General features: G+C 36.7%; 8 protein-coding genes. 6 read left to right on the top strand and 2 right to left on the bottom strand.

Annotated features, from left to right (window positions below; translation table 11 throughout):
• Positions 1–6: 6 nt before the first annotated feature.
• Both ABVM52_RS14785 and ABVM52_RS14780 read right to left on the bottom strand, forming a co-directional pair.
• Complete coding sequence (locus tag ABVM52_RS14785) at positions 7–768, bottom strand: polysaccharide biosynthesis/export family protein (RefSeq protein WP_405381832.1); 762 nt, start codon at positions 766–768, stop codon at positions 7–9.
• 16 nt (positions 769–784) lie between these two features.
• Positions 785–2,734 carry a polysaccharide biosynthesis protein gene (locus ABVM52_RS14780; protein WP_405381830.1) on the bottom strand — a complete coding sequence of 650 codons (1,950 nt, stop codon included), beginning with the start codon at positions 2,732–2,734 and terminating at the stop codon, positions 785–787.
• A 439-nt stretch (positions 2,735–3,173) separates the two neighbouring features.
• Between ABVM52_RS14780 and ABVM52_RS14775 the strand changes: the two genes are divergently transcribed.
• The 6 genes from ABVM52_RS14775 to ABVM52_RS14750 all read left to right on the top strand — a co-directional run bounded on the left by ABVM52_RS14775 (position 3,174) and on the right by ABVM52_RS14750 (position 21,283).
• Positions 3,174–8,966 carry a PKD domain-containing protein gene (locus ABVM52_RS14775; RefSeq protein ID WP_405381828.1) on the top strand — a complete coding sequence of 1,931 codons (5,793 nt, stop codon included), beginning with the start codon at positions 3,174–3,176 and terminating at the stop codon, positions 8,964–8,966.
• Between the two features lie 62 nt (positions 8,967–9,028).
• Positions 9,029–10,048 carry an NAD-dependent epimerase/dehydratase family protein gene (locus tag ABVM52_RS14770; RefSeq protein ID WP_405381826.1) on the top strand — a complete coding sequence of 340 codons (1,020 nt, stop codon included), beginning with the start codon at positions 9,029–9,031 and terminating at the stop codon, positions 10,046–10,048.
• A gap of 69 nt (positions 10,049–10,117) precedes the next feature.
• A complete protein-coding gene (locus ABVM52_RS14765) occupies positions 10,118–11,392 on the top strand; it encodes a nucleotide sugar dehydrogenase (protein ID WP_405381824.1) in 1,275 nt (424 codons plus the stop codon).
• A gap of 102 nt (positions 11,393–11,494) precedes the next feature.
• Positions 11,495–12,820, top strand: coding sequence for a UDP-glucose dehydrogenase family protein (locus ABVM52_RS14760; protein ID WP_405381822.1), 1,326 nt, complete (start codon positions 11,495–11,497; stop codon positions 12,818–12,820).
• Between the two features lie 211 nt (positions 12,821–13,031).
• Complete coding sequence (locus ABVM52_RS14755) at positions 13,032–19,070, top strand: T9SS type B sorting domain-containing protein (RefSeq protein ID WP_405381820.1); 6,039 nt, start codon at positions 13,032–13,034, stop codon at positions 19,068–19,070.
• Positions 19,071–19,336: 266 nt separating this feature from the next.
• The gene (locus tag ABVM52_RS14750) at positions 19,337–21,283 is read left to right on the top strand and encodes an Ig-like domain-containing protein (RefSeq protein ID WP_405381818.1); all 1,947 of its coding nucleotides are present in this window, start codon (positions 19,337–19,339) and stop codon (positions 21,281–21,283) included.
• Positions 21,284–21,339 lie beyond the last annotated feature (56 nt).

The following is a 21,339-nucleotide window of genomic DNA, read 5'->3' as shown; positions in this document are numbered from 1 at the left end:
TGTTTTTTAATTTCTTTGTGTCAACAACAATACTGTAGAAGTAATGATAATAGATGCTATGGAAATTGCATTTGAAGTTCTATTATCTAAACTTGAAGAAGTAATTAACGACTTATTAGGCTCAACATAAACCACATCATTCTGAGTTAAATAATATACAGGGGAATCCAAAGCCTTTTTTGAAGTCAAGTCTATATGATTGTACACTTTTGTTCCATTAAAGTCTCTTAAAACCAAAACATTTTCGCGTTTACCTTTAATATGTAGATCCCCCGCCAAACCAATAGCTTCCAAGATAGATATCTGCTCTCCGTTTACCGGGTAAGTTCCTGGTTTGTTAACGGCTCCCAATACAGTAACTGTAAAATTCTTTAATCTAATGTTTACAATAGGGTTTTTAAGGTAATCCGCTAGTTTATCCTTAAGTAAAGTTTTCACTTCTGCCGGACTCAAGCCTTCAATTTTAACCGAACCTAGGACCGGAAAATCAATGTTACCTTCTTTATCCACTATATAATCTACTTGCTCTGGTCTAAAACCACCTTCTTCAGCCCCTTTAAACAAGTTAAAAGGCAAACTTGCTTCGGGATCAAGTGTAGAAATATGTATGCTTACAACATCATCTACTTTAAATCTATATGAATCTGTATTATCATTGACCAGAGTTTCAAAATTTGTTGCATCTTGAAAATAAACTACCTCTTTTCTAGACGCACATGAAGCAAAAAAAAGTGCACATAGACCCACAATCGTAAAACGCTTAAACATTATCATATAATTTAAATTATTTAGAAAATTCTCTTTTTAACCCAGTTTCCAATTTGATGATTTTTGAATCATCCTCCTTTACCTTGTCCAATTCGGCAAATTTTGAATTCTTAGAAATATATTCAGGTACTATTTCCTTCATCAGTTTAACAGTATCACCATTGAATAGAATATTGGTTATACATAATTCATCAATTTTAGACCTCACATAAGTAAAATCATCATCACGAACCTTACTGATCATTATTTTCTTATTGTATGTTGGCAACGTATCTTCATCATTTGCCAACAATTCTTCATATAATTTCTCACCTGGTCGCAAACCTGTTATTTTGATATCGATATCTTCAGGGTAAGATAATCCAGAAAGTTTTATCATATTCTTGGCAAGATCAAAAATCTTTACAGAATCTCCCATATCAAATATAAATATCTCTCCACCTTTACCCATAGATCCCGCTTCTAACACCAATTGCGAAGCTTCAGGTATCGTCATAAAGTATCTAGTAATATCTTTATGGGTAACTGTTAAAGGTCCACCACTCTCTAATTGTTTTTTAAATAGCGGAATTACCGAACCGTTAGATCCTAAGACATTTCCAAAACGTGTAATTATAAATTTGGTGCTACCTAATTTCTGCATACACCCTATGTACTTTTCGGCAATTCTTTTTGAAGCACCCATAACATTGGTTGGGTTAACCGCTTTATCTGTAGAAACCAATACAAATTTATTGGCGTTATATTGAATTGAAAGATCAGCAATTACTTTTGTACCGGCAATATTAACCTTAATAGCTTCATAAGCGTTGTACTCCATTAAAGGAACATGTTTATAAGCTGCAGCGTGGAATATATAGGTTGGTTTAAATTCTTGAAATATTTGATTCATCCTATTTCTGTCCCTCACATCTCCAACAATACATACAAAATTGTGGAATCCTTTTCTAATAAGCTCCTGCTGAAGGTCATATAATGCCGATTCTGCTTGATCAACTATGACTAATGTTTTATACTCATACAAACATATTTGTCTTACCAGCTCACTACCAATAGAACCTGCACCTCCCGTAACCAGTACGGTCTGATTTTCAAGCTCTTTAGCTGTTTTTAAATTTTTAATTTTAATAGGAGGCCTATCCAATAAATCCTCAATTTGTACATTCTTGATTTGCGATGCTTTTAGCTCACCATTGATCCATGTTTCAATAGGTGGCACAATTTTCACCTTTACATCAAGATCCACCAAACGCTTTACCTCTTCCCTTAATTCCTTCTGGGGAATATCTAAAGCAGTAAATATAATTTCCTGTATTCCTCTTAAATTAACAAACTCCTTACTTAATTCAGATTTACCATGTACATGAATTCCGTTAATGTTTTTACCGGTTTTTTTATTTAAATGATCAACATAACCAACAACTTTTGCAGAATTCTTGGGGCTATTAATCAAAACGTTATAGGTCATAATCCCCGCATCACCTATTCCATAAATAAGTACATTTTTTGTAAACTTGGTAGTGGAATTAATAAGCCTATGGTAAAGTGACTTAAAAATAAATCTTGCGGCAGTTAACCCAATAAAGGATAACAAACTATGGATAATCACGATGGATAACGGCACGGTAAATTCACTGACAAAGCCATAGAACTTATTTATGATTACTGCCAATATGGTAAAGATATTGGCCAAACAAACCACGTTGAAAAGATTATATACATCCTTTGCCCCTGTATGCCTAATAACACCTTTATATGAACCTATAATCATAATGGCGACAAAAGAAGCCAATAAAACCACAGGTAATTGGGTCAATAACTGTTCTGTATCAAAAGAAAGAGTAAGGTTAAAACGTATAAAATAGCTTAACAAGAAAGCTATTCCAAATATGAATAGGTCTATTACTATAACTATCCATTTAGGTCGATAATTTTCAGAATTTCTAACAATGTAATTTAGAATCATATCTTTTTATAAATAGGTTAAATTTCTTAAACCAAATATACCAATAGACTTAGCATATCCCTGAAACCCGACTTATAATTCGCCAAAGATATTATAAAATCGTTTAACGGTGCTTTTTCTTGAATCTGAACTTCCAAAAAATCATCAACACCTGTAAATTGACATATTTGATCGATATTCAACCAATTTATTATAGAACACAATTTACGTATTTATATTATGTATTCATGCATGTTTTTCAAGTATGTCATTGAACGATTATATATTGGTATTAAACGTTTAATAGAGATTTGCTTAACAACGTTTGGTTATTTTTGTTTAACTGAAAAGTGATTTTTTTAATACTTGAAGTAGAACACAAATGACACAAAAATTTCATTTTATATTATTCCTAATATTAAGCTTACCCACATTCATATTTTCACAAAATGAAAGTACTATGGGTAAATGGGGAGAACCAATTGAATTTGGCATAGTACCTGTTGCAGTTGCAAATTTACCTAACGGCAATTTACTGACTTGGTCTTCACAATTCAGGGACACTTTTATAGTAGAGGGAGACGGAATGACATTTACTGAACTCTTTGACCCTTTGGCCAATGACGGACTGGGTGCTTCCTTAGGTGAATTTACCAGCAACACGGATCATGACATGTTTTGCCCTGGTATTAACAATCTTGCCGATGGTAGAATTTTATCTGCCGGGGGAACCAGTAGCGAAAGGACCAGTATTTATGACTGGAGGACCAATTCCTGGACCGTAGCGGACGAAATGAACATACCCCGTGGTTACCAAGGAAACGTTACGTTATCAGATGGTTCGGTATTTACTGTTGGCGGTTCATGGAGTGGTGGAAATTATGGCAACAGGGATGCGGAAATTTATTCTTCCCTAACAGGATGGTTGAAATTACCTAATATACAAGGCGAGGATATTTATGTCGATGAGGATTTAGCAATGGAAACCCAAGGAAACTACAGAACAGACAACCATGTTTGGCTATGGCCAGCACCTAATGGGAAATTGTTTCATGCGGGTCCTAGTGAAAGAATGCATTGGATAGACGTTGATGTACCAGGAGGGAGCATAGTTGACGCAGGTAAACGCCAAGATTCTGGCGCAGGGGTTTCAGATGGTTATTCCATGAAGGGTAATACGGTAATGTTCGATATTGGTAAAATATTGAAAACTGGTGGCGCACCAGCTTATGGTGCAGATTATTATGGCACTACCCCTGCGCGAGATAATTCTTTTATCATTGATATTAATGGAACAGGGCCCAACCCTGCCCCTACGGTTACTTTTACCGGTAACATGAGCTTGGCAAGAACCATGCATAACAGTACTGTATTACCTACTGGAGAGGTCCTGATTACAGGTGGATTACAAAAAGCAGCTGTTTTTACAGATGACACAGCTGTTTTAGGTGCTCAAATATTCAATCCATACGCTAGTGGGAACAAATGGAGTACGGTAGCGGCAATGTCTATACCAAGAACTTATCATAGTGTTGCTATTTTAATGGTTGACGGTAGAGTGTTTGTAGGTGGCGGTGGACTTTGTGACGGATTATCCTTAACACAAGGATGCACCAATCACATGAATGCGGAAATATATAGTCCGCCTTATCTCTTCAAGTCTGATAATACCTTGGCGGAAAGGCCAGAGATAGTCGATGGACCTGAAAGTTCGGGTTATGATACCACAATTAATGTAGAGGCTACACCAGGAATCCAACAATTCAGCTTAATACGTTTTTCTGCAGCAACACATTCCACAAATAATGAACAGCGCAGAATCCCTGTAAATTTCACTGCATCCGGTAATTCTTATGACGTTGAAATTCCTAATCGTGAGCTGCTTCCTCCAGGGTATTATATGTTGTTCGCAATTGACGGCAACGGTGTACCTTCAATAGCGCATACAATTAAAATTGGTTCAGAAGTACCATTGATTAACAATTCCAACTTGGTATTGGATATGCAGTTTGATGAGTCTGGCCAAGAATTAAATGCCATAGATAATTCACAATATGGTCATCATGGTACAATTGTACAACGTAATGATGATGGTGATGTAGAACAACCTAATCAATTTTCTTGGTCAGATGGTGTTATAGGTAACGCTATAGAGTTTGATGGTTTGGAATTTAACAGTAATTCGTTATTGGAAATAGATTACAGTGAAGAATTGGCATCTACAGCTAATTCCATAACACTTTCAGCATGGGTTTATAGAAATAGTAATAGTGTAATTCCCGGAAATGGTAAAGTTGCCAATGTAGGTATATTTAGTCAATCATATCCCAATATGTTCTTTGGTTTTCACAATACCTTGTATAAATGGGCATTTTCTACAGAAGCAGAGGCATTAAATTGTTATTCTGGCTATGCTCCCTTGGATACTTGGGTTCACCTAGCAGCTACGTATGATGGTAACACAGCCATTCTTTATGCCAATGGTGTAGAAGTTTGTAGGCGACAAATAAGCGGCCCTATTAAACTGGTAAACGATAATTCTGACCTCAGTAAGTTTACAGCGTCTGGTTTTTATGAAGATCTCGGAGTAAACGGTAGGCCTTTACCAGCGGTACCCTATGGCAACACAAGTGGTATAACAGATGAAATCAGCGGAAAAATAGATTTACTAAAAGTCTACAACAAAGTATTGGAGCCTGCAGAGATACAAGCGTTGTATAATGAAGGTTTTGATACAAATAATCCACAAATTACAGATTGTAACGGCAATTATTTAACCGTACAATATAAAATTGGAGCTAATGGTTCTCCAATACAAGGTACAGATATAGTAGTCCCTGAAGGTTCAGAAGTATATATTAAGGCTGTTGATGCCTCTGGAGAGTACTATATAACCACTACCCAATATGATGGGCCTACCATAAGTTCTCTGGACAATAGCATAATGACTGCTGACGGCTATTATAGATTAGATACGGCTGTAGATATCATTGCTATACCACCATGGAACAATCCAAATAGGAATGATGGCTTTGTAGATGCTTCTAATGTAGGACAGTTTGTGGTATCCACACCAAATGGCTGCCAGACTACGATTAATTTATCTTTATTGGAAGAAAATCAGGAAGAAGGTTGTCCAAACTACTTACCAAATGGAGACCCTTCCATATTCATTACTTCAGGGGCATTAAACACCGGGTTAGATGAAGCTAACGGAACAAATATTGAAACCAATGGATCAGAATGCGCTTTAGAAATCATAAACAATGACAGTGACAATCCATGGGCTCGTTTTACCGTGACTATAAATCTTCAAAAGTTTGGAATTCAAGCTGGTGATGAATTATATCTTGAACTTGACGGAAAAGGAAATAATAACGCTGCATTTGAGGTTGTTCGCGATAATTCCAATGCCAATCCACCAATTGGCAGCTATACGTTTTCTCAAAATTGGACCACGTTCAAAGGATCTATTATCGTTCCAGAAAATACGCAAACCCTAGATTTATGGTTATATAGTAACTATAGTAAATTTGAACCGGGTACAGCCTACTTTGACAATTTGAAGGTCATCAATCTAACTGCGACCAATGGAAACAGACCCCCTACCGCAGAATTTTCTGCCACACCGCTTACCGGTGACGCTCCTTTAAATGTAAGTTTTAATGCAAATGCGTCTACGGATGAAGACGGTACAGTCAATCAGTACGTATGGAAATTTGGGGATAATACCACTTCGAATGTTAAAAACCCATCAAAATTGTACAATACGCCAGGAACCTATTTGGTTAGTCTAACAGTTTTTGACGATGGAGGCTTACGTGATGAAAAAACTACGTACATCACAGTTCTGGATACTGGCAACCAATCACCGGTCGCCGTGGCGGAGGCAAATGTCACCTCCGGAAATGCCCCATTGACGGTCCAGTTCACTGGGAGAAACTCTACCGGTGACGGACCTCTTACCTATTCATGGGATTTTGCGGACGGGGGAACTTCCAATTCTGTCGATACGGAGCATACCTTTACAACCGGAACTTATACGGTTTCCTTAACTATCACAGACAGTTCTAACGTTACTGACACGGATACCATAACAATTACGGTCAATGACCCTCCAAATCAATTACCGATGGCCGTAATTGAAGCCGACCCTATCTCCGGTACGGCTCCATTGGAAGTAGAATTCAGCGCAAGCAGCTCTACCGATGACGGACCCCTTACCTATGCATGGGACTTTGCGGATGGCGATACATCTACATTGGAAGAACCGGAGCATACCTTTTCAGAAAGTGGGTCATATGTGGTTAGCCTTACCGTGACCGATGAATTCAATGAGACCGATACGGAAACAATAACCATAACGGTAAATGACCCTACAAATCAATTACCGGTGGCCGTAATTGAAGCCAACCCTATCTCCGGTACGGCTCCATTGGAAGTAGAATTCAGCGGAAGCAGCTCTACCGATGACGGACCCCTTACCTATGCATGGGACTTTGCGGATGGCGATACATCTACATTGGAAGAACCGGAGCATACCTTTTCAGAAAGTGGGTCATATGTGGTTAGCCTTACCGTGACCGATGAATTCAATGAAACCGATACGGAAACAATTACCATAACGGTAAATGACCCTCCAAATCAATTACCGGTGGCCGTAATTGAAGCCGACCCTATCTCAGGTACGTCTCCATTAGAGGTAAAATTCAGCGGAAGAAGCTCTACCGATGACGGACCCCTTACCTATGCATGGGACTTTGCGGATGGTGATACATCTACATTGGAAGAACCGGAGCATACCTTTTCAGAAAGTGGGTCATATGTGGTTAGCCTTACTGTGACCGATGAATTCAATGAGACCGATACGGAAACAATAACCATAACGGTAAATGACCCTACAAATCAAATTCCAGAAGCAGTAATAGAGGCCAACCCCATTTCTGGAAATGCACCTTTAAAAGTGGATTTTTCAGGTAGAAATTCTAAAGATGATAATGAAATTGTATCATATGAATGGTCATTTGGTGACGGAAATTCAGCAAACGGTGAAAATGTCAGTCATACATTCCAGACCATTAAAGAGTATGAAGTTACTCTTACCTTAACAGATTCAAATGGTGCATCGGATACTGAAAGTATTATTATTTCCGTAAATGACCTGGATAATCAACCTCCAGTAGCTAAAATTGAGGCAAACCCGCTTTCTGGAAATGCACCTTTGTTTGTAGAATTTTCTGGACAAGGTTCTACGGATGACAATGGCATAGTTTCCTATGAATGGAATTTTGGAGATGAAACCACATCAAGTGGTATTGATGTTAATCACACATACAATACTGTTGGTGAATATATAGTTACATTAACAGTTACGGATGCCGAAGGTCTATCAGATGAGATGAGTGTAACAATATCAGTAAATGATGCAAACAACCAAGCCCCTGTTGCTATTATAAGCACCAATATGACCGAGGGAGAAGCTCCACTCACTATAGATTTTAATGGAACAGACTCCACAGATGACTCAGAAATTACTATATACGCATGGGATTTTGGCAATGGAGATACGGTCCAAAATGCAAATCCACAATATACATTTGCATTACCTGGAACATATAATGTATTATTGACAGTTACTGATAATGAAGGACTGACCAATACCGCTTCTACCACCATTGTCGTTAATGAAGCACCAGTTGATTGTAGTGAAAAACTAATTGAAACCTATTACACTGTAAACAATGGAGCTCAAGAATTGAATTCAACAATTCTTATGGCTTCCGTTGGAGACGACATTACATTAGGTTTACAACCAAATACCGAAATGTTCACGGTAACCGGTCCCTTAAACAAGGAATTGAACGTATTACCCTTAGTCATTGAAAATGCTCAAGAATCTAATAGTGGGGAGTATGTGCTACAAACAGAGGATGGATGTTCGTTTACCATAAGTGTTCAAATTATCCCGAATGAGACTTTGAACAATGCATCTGTAGAAGATATTATCATTTATCCTAACCCTGTGAGAAATGAGACATTAAAAATTGATCTATCAAAATTTATGAAGGAAGGTATCAATATTGGTTTTTATGATATCTATGGTAAATTGGTATTCCAAGAAATGATCAAAGAAAATCATGAAGAAATATTTGAACTGGATCTATCTACGTTAAGTCGTGGTATGTACCTTATGGAAATAATAAAATCATCAAATGATAACTCAACTATTAAAAAAGTCATTAAAATTGAATAAATAGTGTTTATTTTGAAAATGAAAATTTATTATTAACTATCACGATTTAATAAAAAATCATATTGAAAATTTTAATTACCGGTGCGGCAGGCTTTATTGGTTTTCATTTAGCAAGAGCATTATCTTTTAGTGATTATGAGGTAATTGGCATTGATAATTTAAATAATTATTACGATGTCAATTTAAAATTAGCCAGATTAAAAAAGTTAGGTATTAACAGTATTCCAAATTCGGAGGTCGGAAAAAAAATAGCAGGTTATAAGAATTTCACTTTTTATAAAGCCGATATCTGCGATACGGAACTTATTGATGATTTATTTAAAATTGAACATTTTACCCATGTTGTACATTTAGCTGCACAAGCAGGTGTTAGGTATAGCATTACCAATCCAGACGCCTATATAGATTCCAATATTATGGGGTTCTATACTATACTTAAAAATGTTAAACAGTACTCAATTGAGCATTTTATCTACGCAAGTAGTTCTAGCGTTTATGGAAATAGCAAAAAAATGCCTTTTTCAACAAATGATAATGTAGACCAGCCTATAAGCCTTTATGCAGCTACTAAAAAATCCAATGAACTTTTTGCCTATACATATAGCCATTTATTTAATTTAAAAACAACCGGATTACGGTTTTTCACCGTATATGGACCATGGGGAAGACCAGATATGGCTTACTATAAGTTTATAAAGTCAATTTTGGCCAATGAGAAAATTCCTGTTTATAATAATGGCAAATTAGAGCGGGATTTTACTTATATCGATGATATTATACAGGGTATAGTCAAAATAATAGATAATGGTTTTGTTACCAATTCAGAAAATGAAAATTATGCTATTTATAATATAGGAAATGGCAACCCTATTAAATTAATGGATTTTATCTCGACAATAGAACATCATTTGGAAAGGAAAGCTACTATAGAAATGCTTCCCATGCAAGATGGCGATGTATATAAAACATACGCAGATATTTCAGATTTAAAAATTAATTATGGTTATCAACCCACAACTGATTTACATGATGGAATCAAAAATTTTGTAGACTGGTATAATGAATGGGGCACTAAAAAGTGAAGTCTTTTAAAAAAAGAGTATAAAAACTTCATTTATTAAACTTTAAATTAGAATTATAACATATATAAAATGAAAATAGGCATAATAGGTTTAGGTTACGTAGGGCTTCCTTTAGCGGCACTTTTTGCTACTAAATATAAAGTTGTTGGTTTTGATATTAACCAAAAAAGAGTCGATGAAATCAATGCTGGAAAAGACAACACACTTGAATTAAGCGATCTTGACCTACAAAAAGTCATAGTAGACAATCTTGAGTCTAGGGATAAAGGCTTAATATGCAGTTCTTCTATTGAAGAACTTACAGATTGTACCTATTATATCATTACCGTACCTACCCCGGTTGACGACACCAAAAGACCTGTCTTTACACCACTTGTAAAAGCCAGTGAAACGGTTGGTAAGGTACTTAAGCCCAATGATATTGTTATTTATGAATCAACCGTATATCCTGGTGCAACTGAAGAAATTTGCATTCCTGTTCTTGAAAAAAGTAGTGGTTTGATTTTTAATAAAGACTTTTATGCCGGCTATTCTCCAGAACGTATAAATCCAGGAGATAAAAAGCACACTGTTGAAAAAATATTAAAGGTTACTTCTGGCTCTACAAAAGAAATTGGCCAAAAAGTAGATGAACTATATAAGTCGGTCATAACCGCCGGCACGCATTTAGCACCTACCATTAAGGTTGCCGAAGCATCTAAAGTTATTGAAAATACGCAACGAGATATAAACATTGCCTTCGTAAACGAACTTGCCAAAATATTTGCCCTATTGGGTATAGACACCAACGACGTGTTGGCAGCTGCAGGTACCAAATGGAATTTCCTTCCCTTTAAACCAGGGTTGGTAGGAGGACATTGTATTGGAGTAGACCCTTATTACTTAGCACAAAAGGCTCAGGAACATGGTTATAATCCAGATTTAATACTTGCAGGCAGAAGAATTAACGATGGCATGGGCGAATACCTTAGTTTGCAAATTATTAAGTTAATGCTAAAACATGATACCCAGGTTAAAGATGCAAAAGTATTAATATTAGGGGTTACCTTTAAGGAAGATTGTCCAGATGTAAGAAATACCAAAGTGGTTGATTTAGTAAATAATCTAAATGAATATAGGGTAAAGACCACTATTTATGATCCTTGGGCGAGCCCTGAAGAAGTACTTCATGAGTACGGTCTTGTAACAACCCAGAAAAAACCTAATGAAACTTTTGATGTTATCGTATTAGCTGTTTCCCATGATAAATTTTTGAAAGATGATCTTTCAAAATTCCAGCATGAAAAAACATTAGTTTATGATGTTAAAGGGAAACTGGTTAATGGTTATACGGCCAGATTATAAAAATAATTCAAATTTTAAAATTAATTTTGCAAACCTTCGTTTGTAAAATATCAAAGATTTATAAAGAATAATCTTTAAGACTTGCCAATAATATAATATACTATGAATTTAACAGTAATAGGAACTGGCTATGTTGGCCTTGTTAGCGGAACATGTTTTGCCGAAATGGGCAACACCGTAACCTGTGTTGACATCGATCAAACTAAAATAGATAATTTAAAAAAAGGAATTATCCCTATTTATGAGCCCGGACTTGAACAAATGGTTTCAAGAAATGTAGAAAACAAAACTTTGTTTTTTAGTACAGATTTAGCAAAAAGTCTAGAAAAATCAAATATTGCATTCATTGCCGTTGGTACACCTATGGGCGAAGATGGTGCTGCAGATTTACAATATGTTTTACAAGTAGCCTCGGATATTGGGGACCATATGCAGCAAAAACTTGTTATAGTAGATAAATCTACCGTACCTGTTGGTACAGCGGACCAAGTAAAAGCAAAGATTCAGGAAAGATTAGATAAAAGAGGGGTACAAATTCCTTTTGAAGTAGTCTCTAATCCAGAATTTCTAAAAGAAGGAGATGCAATCAATGATTTTATGAAGCCTGACCGTGTTGTTATAGGTGTAGAATCTCAAGAAGCTGAGGAACAAATGAAAGCCTTGTATGCGCCCTTCTTTAGAACTCAAAACAGAATGATTTCTATGGATGTCCGTTCCGCAGAAATGACCAAATATGTGGCAAATGCCATGCTGGCTACTAAAATTTCGTTTATGAACGAGGTGGCCAATATTTGTGAATTGGTAGGTGCGGATGTAAATAAAGTTAGAGTAGGTATTGGTAGTGATAGCCGCATTGGGTATAGTTTTATATACCCTGGTAGTGGATATGGGGGGTCATGTTTCCCAAAAGATGTAAAAGCGTTAAAGCGTTCTGCACAACAACATGGGTATACTCCGCGCTTAATAGAAGCGGTGGAACAGGTTAATGATGATCAAAAATTTGTTATAGCCAATAAAGTCATTGCTCATTTTGGAGAAGATTTAACCGGCAAAACATTTTCCGTTTGGGGCCTTGCATTTAAACCGGAAACCGATGATATGCGTGAAGCACCTGCAATATACATCATTAAGGAACTAGTAAAAAGAGGTGCCAAAATACAGGCCTATGACCCTAAGGCTATGCATGAAGCAAAAATCTTTTATTTAAAGGATGTGCAAAATGTATCCTATTATGACTCTAAATATGATACGCTTAAAAATGCCGATGCCATGATACTTCTTACCGAGTGGAAAGAGTTTAGATCTCCAGATTTTGAGGAATTAAAAGTAAGGCTTAACGAACCGGTAATCTTTGATGGCAGAAATCAATATACCGCATTAAGGATGGAGGAAAAAGGATTTACTTATTACCAAATTGGTAAGAAATAAGATACAATCCACACAAATTTTTGAAAAGGCCAAGAATGTTTCATTCTTGGCCTTTTTGTTGATAATCATTTAAAAATAAACCAGATATACATACTGTTATCCATTAATTTTGTCGTTTGGCGATCAATAAAACATTTATAAAAATTGCAGCCTATTTTTACATGTATTGTTTCTACTAGAACATAGATTCAATAGCTCTTAATTACCTACTATGTTGAAAAGAAAAAGTTTCCTGACAATATTATTCTTCATTTTTACCCTATCATTTTATGCGCAAGATGCAGATAATGATGGCATCCTAGATGGGGTTGATACCTGTATGAATACAGTTGACGTCAATAATTTGGATTTTGATGGTGATGGAGTTGGTGATGTATGTGATTTGGATGATGACAATGATGGTATTTTAGACAGTGTAGAATGTGAAGTCCCAATCCGAAATCCCGGATTTGAAAACGACCCTACAGATGCTATTGATTGGGAAGTGGTTAGTGATGTAGGTGCAGGTATAGAAACTCCATCCCCAACAGGTGCATTTCCTTATACACCTGAAGGAAATCAATATTTCTTTTTAAATAATTATTTAACCATACCCTCAGCTACAGCAATAACAAATAGACCGCTAGCGGTTTATCAAGAAACCAATTATATTCTTTCGTTTTATGTTGGTGACGGAGTTGGGACAATTGATAGTAGAAATGATGGTATTAGTGATATAGAAATGGGTTATGGAGACGATGCCGCTTCATTTCAACCGATTGCTGGAGCAAGCATTACTGTTGACGGCGCTCTTACGCCCGAAGGATGGAATCGATTTACAATTGCGTTTAATATACCAAATGGATCCCCAGCACTTAATCAAGGAATCTTAATTCGGGTTACACATACAGGTATTGGCTTTAGTGATACTAGGGCCGCATATGATGGTTTTGAATTAAAAATAGATACGGACGGTGACGGGGCGCCAAACTGTACGGACTTAAATTCTGATGATGATGCTGATGGCTGTTTTGATGTAGTTGAAGCCGGCCATGCAGATGCAGGTGGCGGTGTTCTTGGAGGTTTACCTAATATAGATGCAAATGGCCTGGTTACAGGAGCAGGCGGGTATACAGGCAACAAGATTGCAGTAATAGATAACACCATAAATACCTGTACTACAAATTATAACGATTTTGATGCAGACGGGGTACCAAATGATATTGACTTGGATGATGACAATGATGGTATTACAGATCAATATGAATGTGAAATACAAATTGTCAATAGCGGGTTAGAATTAGCCGATCTACCAAATTATCCTGTAGCCGGTTGGAACGATTATTCTTTAGGAGGCACACCGGGAATAGAAACTACTTTAGATGGCACAAACCATTATAACGCTGCTGAAGGTACTACTTATGCCTATATTAATGGAGATGCAAGCATTGTTTCCAGAACGGTTTACGGAACATATGAAATAGGACATTATGATTTGTCCATTTCAATTGGTGATGGGATAGAATATGATAATTTTTACAGAAATGATGGACAATCCATTATAGAAATTGGTTATCATGACGGAAACCCAGATAATTTTCAACCCATAACCAATGGATCACTTACCGTTGAAAGTTCTGAAACCCCCAACGGCTTTTGGACGAGTTTTACCGTAAATGGAGAAGTAAATGCTGGTGATCCCGCTTTAGGGCAAGCTATTGCAGTTCGTATAGAACATGTATCTAATCTGGCCTTATTACAATTACAGGGTAATTATGACAATATTAAAATTGTAAAAGATACGGATGGTGATGGAATATCTGACTGTATGGATATTGACTCTGATGACGATGGTTGCAATGATGTTGAAGAAGCAGGATATACGGATATTGGCGGTGGTAGATTGGGCAACTTGCCAAATATTGACGCTAACGGATTGGTAACAGGTGCCGGCGGGTACCTGGGAAGTAGTTATGCAGTAGTAGATTTCGAAAATCAATGTACGTTAATTGATAGCGACAATGATGGCGTTGAAGATGGTAATTTTTTCTATTATGACGCAACCAATACCCTGCAAACAAATATTGATCTTGATGACGACAATGACGGCTTAACGGATATAGATGAAGGGTGCGACCTTACAAGCAATATAAATATAAGAGGATATTACAACTTTGAATTTTCTCCCCAAACATTTTTCGCTCCCGGTTTCCCATATGATAATATTGTAAACTTTTGGAATTACACAGGAGTTGGGGGTGGTTTACATATGCCCAATGCAGAAACTTATGGACCTACATTTTCACCAAATTTTGTGACTGATGGCACAGGTTTAATTGATATACCAGACGACATTGGCAACCCTATTGGTACCATGTTCGATGATACTTTTTTATTTCTAGGGGGAGATGCTACCATTACCCAAGATTTACCAACACTAGCAGGTAATGCAAATTCCATTATTATAGAGGAAGGTGGTTATGAAGTTACCATTGCCGTTGGTGATGGCGTTGATCAAGTAGACTCAGGTAGAAATGACGGAACTAGCACCATACAAGCCGGGTATTTTTCAGGAGGTACATATACAGTTATTAATGAATTAATTATTAATCCAGAAGAAACACCTAATGGTCAATGGAAAGATTTTTCTTTTTCCGTAAACCCTTCTACGGATCCAGCTTCAATAGGTGAACATTTAATAATTCGTATTATACACCAGGCTAACGCCGCTTTAAACCAACAGCAAGGAAATTATGACCATATTCGAATAAATAAGGATACTGACCTAGATGGTCTAATAGATTGTTTAGATTTTGATTCGGATGATGATGGATGTCCTGATGCTACGGAAGCAGGGTATACCAATGATGACAATGATGGTTATGTAGGTAATGGTGTGCCAGTGGTAGACGGTAACGGTCTAGTTACGGGAACAAATGGTTATACCCCACCTGTAAATGCCGGTTTGCCCATTATTACACCTGCAGCTCCAGTACTTCTTAGCCCTTTAAATAATGAAACTAGCTGTGAGGGCGGCAATGTAACCTTTAGTGCAACCGCTACACGTACAACTGGTGTAATAATCTATGAATGGTACGAGAGTACAGATGGAGGTGCTACTTATAATTTATTAACTGAAACAAGTCCTTTTTCCGGTACTGCAACAGCAGATTTAACAATAACTGCAGTTACCGCTGCACAAGATAGTAACCTATATAGAATAAGGACGTGGGGTGATGATTATTTATGTTATGTAGAGGAAACGGCTACTTTATCGGTAACTACTGGACCAACTATTGTAACTCCAGTTGCCGTAAATGCATCTATTTGCGAAGGAGAAGATGCTGTTTTTAGTTTGACAGGCGATCCTAACGACATTATTAGTTATAGTTTAGATGGCGGCGTTACAACATCAGTTATCACTCTTGATGCAACAGGTAATGAATCAATTACTATAACCGCACCTACAACTGATACCAACCTATCTATTATTAGTATTGAAGATAGCATTTCATCTTGTGTTCTTACTTTAACGCCAGCTACTTCAGCAACAGTTACCCTTAATGCATTACCCAATGAGCCTATAAACCCAACGAACCAATCTGTTTGTGAAGGTAGTGCAAATATTGCAATTAGTGTTGAGCTAGATCCTCTGGGTACCGGTGATACTATAAATTGGTTTAGCAACCCTACCGGTGGAGTTTCATTGGGGTCAGGGCTAGCCTATACTTCTACGGAAACGACTGCTAATACATATACTTATTATGCAGAAGCTTCATCATCTGTTTCTGGTTGTGTAAGTGCTACAAGAACTGCAGTTACGTATACAATCAATCCATCTGTTACTGCTGACGTAATTACTGTACCTACAAGTATTTGCGATTCCTATACCCTACCCGTCTTATCTGCCGGCAATAACTATTACACTGGTACGGGTGGCTCTGGAACTTTATTAAATGCCGGTGATGTTATCACCACTTCACAAACCATATATGTATATACTGAAACAGGTACCACCCCTAATTGCACGGATGAAAGTAGTTTTGTACTGAATATTGATACCACTCCTAGCCTCGTTCCTATATCAAATGATTGTTCTAACGATCTATTGACTTATGAAGTTACGTTCCAACCTTTTGTAGGAACACTATCTACTACAGCTGGTACGGTAGTTGGTAATGATACCATAACGGATATACCGGCTGGGACCAATATTACGGTAACAGCTACCAATAATGGGTGTATAACGAATTTAGATATTACGGCACCTAATTGTAATTGCCCAACATTGGATGCTCCAGAAAACACACAGGATATAAGCAACTGTTTTGGACAACCAACAGCTACATTTACGGCAAATTTACCCACAACCGGAGGAGACACCCTTAATTGGTATGATTTAGCAAGTGGAGGAACCTTATTAGGTACTGGAAATACATTTACCCCAACCGAAACCATAGCGGGAACCTATTCTTATTTTGTGGAAACTTTTGATTCCGTTTCCTCATGCGCAAGTATTAGAACAGAAGTAACGCTGACTATTATAAATACACCAACAGCAGATAGTTTAGCCAACCCGCCAGCTTCTTGTGATTCCTACACGTTACCTGCAATAAATCCCGGTAACATTTACTATACAGGACCTAATGCAACAGGAACAATGTTGAATCCAGGTGACCTAATTACAAGTTCACAGACCATTTATATCTTTGCTGAAAGTGGCACAAACCCAAATTGTACCGATGAAACTAGTTTTGATGTTACCATCAACACCTCCCCTACACCAACTATAATTTCAAATACATGTACGGTAGATTTATTAAATTATGAAGTAACCTTACAGCCATTAACCGGTATACTGACCACTACGGCGGGAACAGTTGTTGGAAACGATAGAATCATTGACATACCGGCCGGAACCGATATTACCATTACAGTGGACAATAATGGTTGTACAGCTACATTGCCGGTTACCGCGCCAAATTGCACCTGCCCTACATTATCAGCCCCTACCAACCCTGTAGATGGTTTTAATTGTAGTGGAGAAGCTACCGCCAGCTTATCGGTAGACACGCCTCCTATTAATCAAATTATAAATTGGTATACTACTGATAACGGAGGTGCCCCCGTAGCTACAGGTAACATGTTTACACCAAATGAAACAGCCGCTGGTCAATATTTATATTACGCGGAAATTTTTGACCCCATTACCTCATGTTCCAGTGAAAGAGTTTCAGTGACGCTTACGATAACACAAATTCCTACAGTAGATATGGTACAGAATGTAGAATCTTGTGAATTTTACATTTTGCCGTCACTACCGGATAATCAAAGTTATTTTACTGGCCCAAATAGATCAGGAACAGAATTAAGTGAAGGTGATCAAATTACAACGTCACAGACCATTTATATCTATGCCGAAGCGGAAAATAACCCAAATTGTGCCAATGAGACCTCTTTTGACGTAATTATTTTAAATGAACCAATATTAGACATTCCTTCTTCGTTAAGCCTTTGTTCGGAAGAAACAGGACGTTTAGAAACCATATATTTAGGAGAAGATTTAGGCCCCAATTATAGATATGACTGGACACCGGACAATGATGTAGATAATGATGGTATTGAAGAGGCAATATTTGAAATTACATCAGCAGGTACCTATACTTTGGAAATTTATGAAATTGGGGACGCTATGGAATGTGGCGGATTTGCAACATATTCCACAACGGTAGAGGAGGTACTACAACCTACAGCACTTGAAGTAGAAGTAACAGCAAAAGGTTACATATTGGATTCTGGCAACCGAGTCAGATTGATCGTAGATGAAAATCCATTAGTATTTGATCAGTTTGAATATAGTATTACAAGTGCTGAAGGACCATATCAAGATGATAATATTTTTGAAAATGTAGATGGCGGTATATATACAGGATATGTAAGGTCTAAATCTTCCTGTGAATTTACTGTGGCCAGCGCTCCATTCTTAATCGTAAACTACCCAACATTTTTTAGTCCTAATGGAGATGGAGCCAATGAAACATGGAAACCCTTAGGTGTAGAAAATTTAAATGTAACATCACAATTAGATATTTACATTTATGACAGGCACGGAAAATTACTTACTAAACTAGATCCATTAGGACCTGGTTGGGACGGTACCTACAACAATAGTTTAATGACAGCATCAGACTATTGGTTTAAAGTAAATTTAATTGATGAAATCAATAGTGAACCCATTCAATTTAGTGGTCACTTTAGTTTAATTAGATAATGAATCATCTTATGAGCAAAAATATATAGGCATATGAATCAAAAAAAAATGCCAAAAACGAGCTAAATTCAATTTTTTTTCTTAAAAATGTTAATAAAAGCTGCATTTCATCGAAATATAGACTTTTAAAAAATCTAAATGGTTGAGACGAAACGTAATGTTTGGGTAATTCATCGAATAAAATGTGAATTTCATCGATGATAAAAATTAAATAAATATTTTTGAATCCCCAAATTAGTGTAAATCGTTTAAATCTTATCCTTGTTATGAAGCTTAGCCTAAAATTACCTACAACAGTGTCCCTACTCTCTTTTATCTTTCTTTTTTTGACATCATGCAGTAAAGATTCTGATATCTTATCTGATTATGTTATCAATAATTCCAATCCTACAGCAGGTATAGAAAATAGGGTTTTGGATGACACCTTTATTTTAAATAGTAATAACGCTATTGTTTTGGATGTACTACAAAACGATCGTTTTGATAATCTAAACAATGTTAGAATTATTGAAACCTCCTTACCCAAATCCGGTTTAATTACTATTAATGATGACAATACACTGACGTACACGCCAAAGTCGGCAGAGCCAGTGACAAATGAAAGCAGCAATACTCCAGTATCGGAACCCGAACCAGAGACAACTGAAGAGCCTGAGACTACAACTGAAGAAACAGAGACTCCAGTAACCGAGCCTGAAACAACTACAACAGAACCGGAAACTTCAGAACCGGAAACTTCAGAACCTGAAACCACAAATACTGAAACTGATAATACTACGGAAGAAGAAACAGATACGTTTACTTATGTAACCGAGGAGGTTAATGAGGACGGAGAAGTAACAACAGAAGAAGGTACGGTTACCGTAAGTAAAATTGAACTACCAACTACCGGAGAAAATATATACTTTGTAACGACCAATGGTAATTCCTCTAATGATGGACGTAGTGAGCAGTCATCATGGGATATAGCACATGCCTTTAGAACAGCAAGAGCTGGAGATATAGTTTACGTAAAAGCAGGTGATTATGGTAACAGACATTTAGAGGTAAGTAATTCAGGTAATGAGAACCAGCCTATTTCGTTCATAGGTTATACTTCTGAACCAGGAGATGTTGTAGCTTCAAATTCTGCAACGGTGTCCTATCAGGACTACAAAAACCAAAACGACAATGTAAATGTTAATTACCTACCTACATTATCTGGTATTAATGAAGCTAGGGAAAATAGAGCTGGTAGTGCCATAATTATTGAAAAACAGTATATTAACATTAGTAATTTCCAAATAAGGAAAATGTCTTATGGTGTATATAGTAATAGGGCGTCCCATATAAAATTGGACAATATTATTGCTGTCAATATTGCATCCGAAATTAAATCCCAAAGTGGTAGGGCATTCCCAAGTTATTACTTAGATGAATCATATATAACAAATTCAATTGTTATTAATGCAGGTACAGGTGGACTATTGTTTGATTCATGTGACAATAATACTATTTTGAACAATCAAGTCTATTCTGATAACAATATCAATGCATGTGATTATTATGTATTCTTATGGGGAGACAGTAGTGGAAACAGAATTGACAATTTAATTGTTGAAAAAGTTGGTGATTTGGAACACCCAGGCCATGGCTTAGGAGGTTTCCACAAAATGAACAATAATGTATTTACAAATTTCAAAATAATAAATACAAGTTTAGAACTGTCTTATGCAGGTGTTGAAGGAAATGTTTTTAAGGATTTCTCCATAACTGGAAATTTCCCGGAACAACAATACCACAATGCCATCCAAATTGCAAATGGAGCCACGAACAATAGATTTGAAAACTTCTCAATAACCAATGGTAATGGAATTCAGTTCTTGGAATGGGATAGAGGTGATACCAGTGAATGGAATGTTTACAATCAAACTAACGCAGGTAACAATAATATGTTCATTAATGGTGAAATAAAAGATTGTATGTACGGTGTTGTGTTCCATCATTTGGAAAGAAGTGGTTCTCCAGCAGAGAACAATACGTTCCAGAATGTAACTTTTGAAAACTTATCTTTAGGTCTTTTTGCTGCAAACCGTCCTAATTACGGCAATAAAATGATAGACTGTAGAGTAAATAATGTTTCGACCTTATGGGATTCAAGAAACGGCAATGTATTAAATTTTGACTTTGGAAACACTGTCTTTTCTTTGGTAGACTTTTTAATTCCGAATTAATAGTGTTTACTAAAAAATAGAATCAGCTAACAGAATTTTTAGGGTAGTTGTTCGTT

Origin of the sequence: Maribacter sp. LLG6340-A2 (genome assembly GCF_045057105.1) — a bacterium.
Taxonomy (GTDB): Bacteria; Bacteroidota; Bacteroidia; order Flavobacteriales; family Flavobacteriaceae; genus Maribacter.
Note: the sequence above shows the minus strand (reverse complement) of the source record. Positions and strands in the feature narration are given on the sequence as shown.